Below are 6,781 nucleotides of genomic sequence, written 5' to 3' on the forward strand. Positions count from 1 at the left end.
CCGCCGCGCCCCCCCCCGGTTCTGCGCCCGACGCCTCGTGCGCGCCGCGCCAGAGCTGGGCGCTGGCGGTCTGGAGCGCACGCATCTCGGGGCTCGTCTCGAGCGTGGCCGGGTCGCCCAGGTCGACGCCCGCGACGTGCGCGGCGAGACCGAGGAGAGCGAGGTCCCAGCCGACGCCCACGGCCCCGGGGCCGAACTGGTCCCAGAACTCGGGTGGCACGACCGCGACGTGCTCGAGCGTGAGCTCGGTGGCCCCGCCGTCGGCAGGGGCGAGGCGGAGCTCGACCGTGCTCCGGTCCTCCTCGCTCATGCCCCAGGTCACGAGGAACCGGCGCGGCGGTTCGCACTCGCGCACCTCGCCGCCCGCGTTGCCCTGGAGCTGGTAGCGCCCGCCCAGGCGCAGCTCGCCGGTCACGGGCAGGAACCACCGCGCGATGCGCTCGGCGTCGGTGCACGCGTCCCACACGTCCTCGACCGGGGCGTCGTAGGTGCGGCTCAGCAGCACGACGCGGGCGTCGTCGCGCTCGCCGACGGTGCGGCGGGCCCTGTCGATCTCGGTGCTCAGGTCGAACGTCATCTCGTGGCCTCCTTCGCGGGGTCCGGTCGCGGGTCCGCGGCCGGGGCGGTGCGGGAGGCGTCCGGGGGTGACGCGGCCCGACGGCGGGCGCGGCGCCCTCGCGCGAGCTCGGTGCCGAGCGCGTCGAGGCGCTGGTCCCAGAGCTGCCGGAGGCCGTCGAGCCAGGTGTCGACCTCGTCGAGCGCGCCGGGGTCCAGGGCGTAGAGCCTGCGGGTGCCGGCTGCCTGGACGGTCGCGAACCCGTTGTCGCGCAGCACCTTGAGGTGCTGGGAGACCGCGGGCTGGCTGATCCCGAACTCGTCGCGGATCACGGCTGCGAGGTCGCCGGCGGACGTCTCGCCGCCGGACAGCAGCTCGAGGATCCGTCGCCGGACGGGGTCGCCGAGGACGTCGAACGCTTCCATCCGTCGATCTTTCACCTGTGACTTATATAAGTCAAGGGCGATGGACTCAGCGCCCCTTCTTGCGACCCTTCATCGACTGCGACTTCCCGAGCCGCTTCGCGACGGACTTGCCCGACTTCTTGCCGCCCTTGGGCGCCTGCTTGGCGCCGCTGCGCGCCGCACTCGCCGTCCTCGCCCCCTTGGCGGTCTGCCCGGCCTTCCCGCCGCTCTTGGCGCCCGACGACGAACGCCCGTCCGTCTTCTTGCTCGCCTCCGGCGTGGGCGGGGTGGGGCCCGCGACGCCGCGCGAGCTGTTGGCCGTACGGCCGCGCACGATCCCGATGAACTCCTCGACGAGGTCGGACTTCTCCTCGGTCACCCAGCCGAGCGCGACGGGCGCCTCGGGCCCCCCGTCGAGGGGCCGGTACGTCAGGTCCTTGCGGTGGTGCAGGCGCGCGAGGGACTGCGGCACGACGAGCAGCCCGATCCCCGCCGCGACGAGCTCGATCGCGTCGGCCGTCGTCGCCGGGCGCTCCAGGGCCGGCTTGCCGGGCAGCACAGGGGACACCTCGTCGTCAGCACCCGAAGCAGCGGCAGAGGTGGCCCAGCCGAGCACGTCGTCGAGCGGATGCAGGACGACCTCGTCCGCGAGGTCCGCCGTGGTGAGCGCTTCGTCACTCTCGAGGGCCGCGAACACGTGGTCGCGCGGGACCACGACGACCGGCACCTCGGTGTACATCGCGATGTGGCTCAGTCCCTCGCTGCGCACAGGGCGACGCAGGATCGCGACGTCCGCTCCGCCGTCGTGCAGGAGGGCCTCCACCTGCGAAGCCGGGACGGCGAGCGCCTCCAGGCGCACGTCGGGGACCCGGTCGATCCACGTCCGCACCCACTTCGAGGGCGTCACGCCGGGGACGTACGCGAGGCGGAACCCGGGGGCCTGCGCGTCGGTGACGTCCTCGGCCGGTCGGTCGGCGTCGTGCTCGGCGCTGCGCGCAGTCTCTTCCACCCCACAACCCTAGCCGCCCCAGGACAAGGAACCCGGGCCGGGACCGATACCCTGGGACCATGAGCACCCCGCACTCCTCCCAGACCATGAAGCCCGCGACCGCGGCGAAGAAGCTCGGGGTGTACCTTCCCGCCACTCCCCCGGAGTTCCAGGAGGGGACCATCACGCGCGGCCGGCTCGAGGAGCTCGAGACCAACCCGCCCGAGTGGCTCGTCGACCTGCGCCGCAACGGCCCCCACCCGCGCCCCGTCGTGGCCGGCCGCCTCAACGTCTCGATCGCGGGCCTCGCCCGCGGCGGCGTCGAGGAAGCGCTGACCACCGAGCAGATCAACGAGCTGCGCGAGGACCCGCCCGCGTGGCTCGTGCGCGAGCGCGAGATCCAGGCCGAGGTCCGGGCGGAGGAGGAGCGCATCAAGGCGCGCGACCTCAAGAAGGCCAAGAAGGTCGCCCGCGCCAACCGCGAGGCCGAGCAGAAGGCGTCGTCGGCCGAGTGACACCGCGTGGCGCCCGGTGGGGCGCCACGCCAACGCCGGACCACCCGCCCGGCCAGACGCCCCAGGCCACCCCGGGCGCCTCACCCGATGAAGCCGCCCGCGTACTGGAGCCAGTAGACGAGCTCGCCGCCCGCGGTGATCTCCTCCCGGCCCAGGAACGCGTCCCGGGTCCCCTCGCCCCGGCACGTGTACCGGAACGCCCCGTAGTCGGCGTCGACGGACTCGTGCGTGCGTGTCGTGGCCGCGTGCTCGACGAGCGCGGGCTGGAGCATGAGGTCCGCCTGCCCCTCGCTCATCGAGGAGAAGTCGCCCGAGTAGGACACCGACCACACGGGCACGCCGTCGTGGTGGACCACCTCGATGCCGGGGAAGATCCCGTTGCCGATGTAGTACACGTCGCGGTAGAGCCAGGGCCCCTCGGCGAGCTCGTACTGCACCGACCCCGCGAGGATCGCGGTCGTCTTCCCCTCCCCTGCGGCGTAGGTCCGGGCGCGGGCGCGGGTGAGGAACGCGTGGGCGTCGTCGGCGAGCATGGCGCCGATGCTAGGAGGCACCACCGACACGGTCGGTGTGGCCGAGCGAGAGGCCGGGGGCGACGCGGTCGCGCACGATCCGCTTGAGGACGGGCACCTCCGGGAAGCCCTTGCGCTCCTTGCGGTCCCACACGAGCTCGTCGCCCACGTGCACCTGGAAGATCCCGCCCGTCCCGGGCACCAGGGCGACCTCGGTCAGCCTCGTGCCGAAGGTCGTGAGGAGCTCCTGCGCGAGCCAGGCGGCGCGCAGCATCCAGTTGCACTGCGTGCAGTAGGTGACGGTCACGCGGGCCGGGGTCACGTCGGTCTGTTCGTCCACGGGCCCAGCGTGCCAGAGGCGGCACCGACCTCGTGTCACCTGACCACGAGCATCACCGCGAGGACGGCCATGACGAGCGCGATGACGCCGTCGAGCACGCGCCACGCGACGGGTCGCGCGAAGACCGGCGCGAGCACACGCGCCCCGAAGCCGAGCGTCGTGAACCACACGATGCTCGCGATCCCCGCCCCGACGCCGAAGACCCAGCGCCCGTCGTGGCCGTACCCGGCCGCGACCGAGCCGAGCAGCAGGACCGTGTCGAGGTAGACGTGCGGGTTGAGCCAGGTCAGGGCGAGGGCCGTCCCGACGGCGGCCCCCACCGCCATCCTCAAGCCCCCCTCGGCTGCTTCGAGGGTCGCGGGGCGCAGCGCGCGCCGGGCCGCCTGCGCCGCCAGGACCAGCAGGAACACGGCCCCGCCCCAGCGCACGACCGCGAGCAGCACGGGGGCGCGCGAGACCAGCACCCCCAGGCCAGCGACCCCGGCCGCGATGAGCACGAGGTCCGAGAGCGCGCACACCAGCACCACGGGCAGGACGTGCTCGCGGCGCAGGCCCTGGCGCAGCACGAAGGCGTTCTGGGAGCCGATCGCGACGATGAGGGACAGCCCGGTGCCGAGGCCGGCGAGGAGAGGAGCGAGGGAGGTCACGCCTTCGACGGTAGGCACGAGAGATTCGACAGTCCAGCGAATGATTCTGTCGAACCATAAGATCTGCTCATGGTGGATCTTCAGCCCGACCAGCTCCGCGCGCTCGACGCGATCGCGACCACCGGCACGTTCGACGCCGCCGCCCAGCACCTCGGCGTGACCCCGTCGGCGATCAGCCAGCGCATGCGCGCGCTCGAGACGTCCGTGGGCCAGGTCCTCGTGCGCCGCGGTCGGCCGGCGACGCTCACCGCCCCGGGCGAGGTGCTCGTCCGGCACGCGCGCCATCTCGCGCTCCAGCACGCCGAGGTCCTGGCCGAGCTCGACCTGACCTCGGGCAGCACCCCTGAGATCACGCTCGTCATCACGGGCGACGCCCTGACCACGTGGGCGCTGCCCGTGCTCGCCGAGGCGTCGTCGTGGGCGCGGCTCGAGATCCTGCGCGAGGACCAGGACCACTCGATCGACCTGCTGCGCGACGGGACGGCCGTCGCGGCGATCACCTCGGTCCCGACGGCCGTGCCGGGCTGCCGCTCGACCCCCCTCGGCCGCATGCGCTACCGCCCCATGGCGAGCCCCGCGTTCGTCGAACGGTGGTTCCCGGGCGGTCCCACGGCGACGGCCCTCGCCGTCGCGCCCGTGCTCGTCTTCGACCGCAAGGACGACCTCCAGGACCGCTACCTGGGTCGCCGCCGGGGCGGCCCCCGCCACTACGTCCCGGCCTCGCACGAGTTCCTGCGCGCGGTCGGGCTCGGCATGGGCTGGGGCATGCTGCCCGACCTCCAGAGCCACGACGCCGAGGTCGCCGGCCGGCTCGTCGGGTTCGACGACGCCGCGAGCCTGACCGTGCCGCAGTACTGGCAGCAGTGGCGCCTGCACTCCCCCACGCTCGACCGGGTGGCCGCCGCCGTCCGCGAGGCGGCAGCCGCCCACCTGCGGTGACCTCGGGCACCCCGCCCGGGGCGCCCGAGCAGGGCAGACTTGTCCCGTGCCCCCTCTCCCCTGCGACGCCTCCCTGCCCGACGACGTCGCCCACCCCGACGCATCGGCCACCCCTGCGCTCGCCGCCCGGAACCTCCTCCTCGCCGGGCTCGAACGCTTCTCGCCCGACGCCCCCTCCGGCCCAGAGCGCCGCCCCGGCAGCGCCACGCGCGACGCCGACCCGACGCTCGTCGCGGTCGACGCGACCGACCGCCTGCTCCTCGACGAGGCCGCGAGCGCCCTCAGGAGCGCCGGGCCGGGCGAGGTCGTCGTGATCGACGACCGGTTCGGGGCGCTGACGCTGGGCGCCGCGGTGGCGCACGGGCTGACCGGCATCCGCGTGCACCAGGACGCCGTCACGGGCGAGGTCGCGCTCGACCGGAACGCCCGGCAGGCCGCACGCCGTGCCTTCCAGGGACTGGCCGACACGTTCACGCACCTGCCGCTGGGCGAGGACCTGCTGCGCGGCGCGCGCGTCGTGCTGCTCCAGCTCCCGCGCTCGCTCGCGGCGCTGCGCGACGTCGCGGAGCACGTCGCGCGTTTCGCGGCCCCTGACGTGGTCCTGCTCGCGGGGGGCCGGGTCAAGCACATGACGACGGCCATGAACGACGTCCTGGCGGAGTCCTTCACGGACGTGCGGGCGAGCCTCGCGCGGCAGAAGTCCCGCGTGCTCGTGGCCCGCGGTCCCCGGCCCGGCACCGACCTCACCTACCCGGTCACCGAGCACCTGACGGAGCTCGACCTCGACGTGGTCGCGTACGGCGCGGCGTTCGCAGGTGCGAGCCTCGACCTCGGGACGCGCTTCCTGCTGGGGTTCCTCGACCGGGTCTCGCCGGGGGCGCGTGACGCCGTGGACCTGGGCTGCGGCACGGGCATCCTCGCCGTGTCGTTCGCCCGCGCGCGTCCGGGTGCCCTGGTCGTCGCGACCGACCAGTCCGAGGCGGCCGTCCGCTCGGCCCAGGCCACCGCGGTCGCCGCCGGGGCGGGTGACCGGGTCCGGGTGGTGCGCGACGACGTCGGGTCCTCGCTCGCTGACCGCAGCGCCGACGTCGTGCTGTGCAACCCGCCCTTCCACCAGGGTGCCGCCCTGAGCACCGATGCGGCGCACCGCATGTTCGCGGCCGCGGGCCGCGTGCTGCGCCCCGGCGGCGAGCTGTGGACCGTGTTCAACTCGCACCTGCGCTACCGGCCAGCGCTCGAGCGCGCGGTCGGGCCCACGACGCAGGAGGGCCGGGACCCGAGGTTCACGGTGACGCGCAGCGTCGCCCGCTGAGAACCCGGGGCCCCGGCCCGTCAGGCGCGAGGGGTCGAGGTCACTGGACCCCGACGACGTCCACCACGAAGACCAGCGTGTCCGTGCCGCCGATGCCCGCCTGCGGGACACCGCGCATGCCGTAGCCGTGCTCCGGCGGGATCGAGAGCAGGACGCGCGAGCCGACGTTCTGGCCCACGAGGCCCTTGTCCCAGCCACCGATGACCGCACCGGTCCCGATGGGGAAGCTGATGGTCTCACCACGGTCGTACGACGTGTCGAAGATGCCGCCGTCCCAGACCTGACCCAGGTAGTGCACGACGATCGTGCGGCCGGCCGTCACGACCGGGCCGCTGCCCTCCTCGAGGACCTGGACCTGGAGGCCGGCGGGAGCGCCGCCCTCGGGGAACGTCAGGACCGGCTTGTCGCCGAACGAGCCGGACGCGGTGGGGAGCTGCGTGCTCATGGTGCTACCTCTCGGATGGAGTTGCGGGGTTCGAGGACAAGCCTAAGCGTGCGGCACACGCCCGGCCCTGCCGCCCCCTCCCTGCCCGACGGCGGAGCGCACCGCACCGCGCCGGGTGCGCTC

At 74.2% G+C, this 6,781-nt stretch carries 10 protein-coding genes; 3 read left to right on the forward strand and 7 right to left on the reverse strand.

The features are described 5' to 3' along the window. From H9652_RS01000 to H9652_RS01010, 3 genes are all read right to left on the reverse strand, one after another. Positions 1-577, reverse strand: a 577-nt coding sequence (locus tag H9652_RS01000) for an SRPBCC family protein (protein ID WP_191794279.1), incomplete at its 3' end; no start/stop codon positions are given. Beyond that, positions 574-981, reverse strand: coding sequence for an ArsR/SmtB family transcription factor (locus H9652_RS01005; RefSeq protein ID WP_191794232.1), 408 nt, complete (start codon positions 979-981; stop codon positions 574-576). The genes H9652_RS01005 and H9652_RS01000, both read right to left, overlap by 4 nt. 46 nt (positions 982-1,027) lie before the next feature. Continuing rightward, positions 1,028-1,969 (reverse strand): LysR family substrate-binding domain-containing protein, encoded by a 942-nt coding sequence (locus H9652_RS01010; RefSeq protein ID WP_191794233.1) that lies wholly within the window; start codon positions 1,967-1,969, stop codon positions 1,028-1,030. A gap of 59 nt (positions 1,970-2,028) precedes the next feature. Here H9652_RS01010 and H9652_RS01015 point away from each other — a divergent pair, with 59 nt between their 5' ends. Continuing rightward, positions 2,029-2,463 carry a DUF5997 family protein gene (locus tag H9652_RS01015; protein ID WP_138823248.1) on the forward strand — a complete coding sequence of 145 codons (435 nt, stop codon included), beginning with the start codon at positions 2,029-2,031 and terminating at the stop codon, positions 2,461-2,463. 80 nt (positions 2,464-2,543) lie between these two features. Here the strand turns inward: H9652_RS01015 and H9652_RS01020 are convergent, their stop codons facing one another. Genes H9652_RS01020 through H9652_RS01030 form a run of 3 tightly spaced genes read right to left on the reverse strand, consistent with a single transcriptional unit; the run spans position 2,544 to position 3,962 of the window. Then, a complete protein-coding gene (locus H9652_RS01020) occupies positions 2,544-2,996 on the reverse strand; it encodes a DUF5680 domain-containing protein (protein WP_191794234.1) in 453 nt (150 codons plus the stop codon). A gap of 10 nt (positions 2,997-3,006) precedes the next feature. Continuing rightward, positions 3,007-3,315 carry a SelT/SelW/SelH family protein gene (locus H9652_RS01025; protein WP_318243924.1) on the reverse strand — a complete coding sequence of 103 codons (309 nt, stop codon included), beginning with the start codon at positions 3,313-3,315 and terminating at the stop codon, positions 3,007-3,009. Positions 3,316-3,350: 35 nt separating this feature from the next. Then, positions 3,351-3,962, reverse strand: coding sequence for a LysE/ArgO family amino acid transporter (locus tag H9652_RS01030; RefSeq protein WP_191794235.1), 612 nt, complete (start codon positions 3,960-3,962; stop codon positions 3,351-3,353). 69 nt (positions 3,963-4,031) lie between these two features. On the opposite strand from H9652_RS01030, the gene H9652_RS01035 reads away from it, so the two are divergent. Next, positions 4,032-4,901, forward strand: coding sequence for a LysR family transcriptional regulator ArgP (locus tag H9652_RS01035; protein WP_191794236.1), 870 nt, complete (start codon positions 4,032-4,034; stop codon positions 4,899-4,901). Positions 4,902-4,947: 46 nt separating this feature from the next. Beyond that, on the forward strand, positions 4,948-6,213 hold the full coding sequence (locus H9652_RS01040; RefSeq protein ID WP_318243925.1) for a class I SAM-dependent methyltransferase: 1,266 nt from the start codon (positions 4,948-4,950) through the stop codon (positions 6,211-6,213). Positions 6,214-6,253: 40 nt separating this feature from the next. Here H9652_RS01040 and H9652_RS01045 read toward each other — a convergent pair whose 3' ends face one another. Beyond that, complete coding sequence (locus tag H9652_RS01045) at positions 6,254-6,658, reverse strand: FKBP-type peptidyl-prolyl cis-trans isomerase (RefSeq protein WP_030150127.1); 405 nt, start codon at positions 6,656-6,658, stop codon at positions 6,254-6,256. Between the last annotated feature and the right edge of the window lie 123 nt (positions 6,659-6,781).

The organism is Oerskovia rustica, assembly GCF_014836555.1.
GTDB lineage: Bacteria > Actinomycetota > Actinomycetes > Actinomycetales > Cellulomonadaceae > Oerskovia > Oerskovia rustica.

Bases quoted from the DNA above. Each gene is read 5' to 3' on its own strand.
- H9652_RS01005 (WP_191794232.1), bottom strand. From the start codon at position 981: ATGGAAGCGTTCGACGTCCTCGGCGACCCCGTCCGGCGACGGATCCTC.
- H9652_RS01015 (WP_138823248.1), top strand. From the start codon at position 2,029: ATGAGCACCCCGCACTCCTCCCAGACCATGAAGCCCGCGACCGCGGCG.
- H9652_RS01020 (WP_191794234.1), bottom strand. From the start codon at position 2,996: ATGCTCGCCGACGACGCCCACGCGTTCCTCACCCGCGCCCGCGCCCGG.
- H9652_RS01035 (WP_191794236.1), top strand. From the start codon at position 4,032: ATGGTGGATCTTCAGCCCGACCAGCTCCGCGCGCTCGACGCGATCGCG.
- H9652_RS01045 (WP_030150127.1), bottom strand. From the start codon at position 6,658: ATGAGCACGCAGCTCCCCACCGCGTCCGGCTCGTTCGGCGACAAGCCG.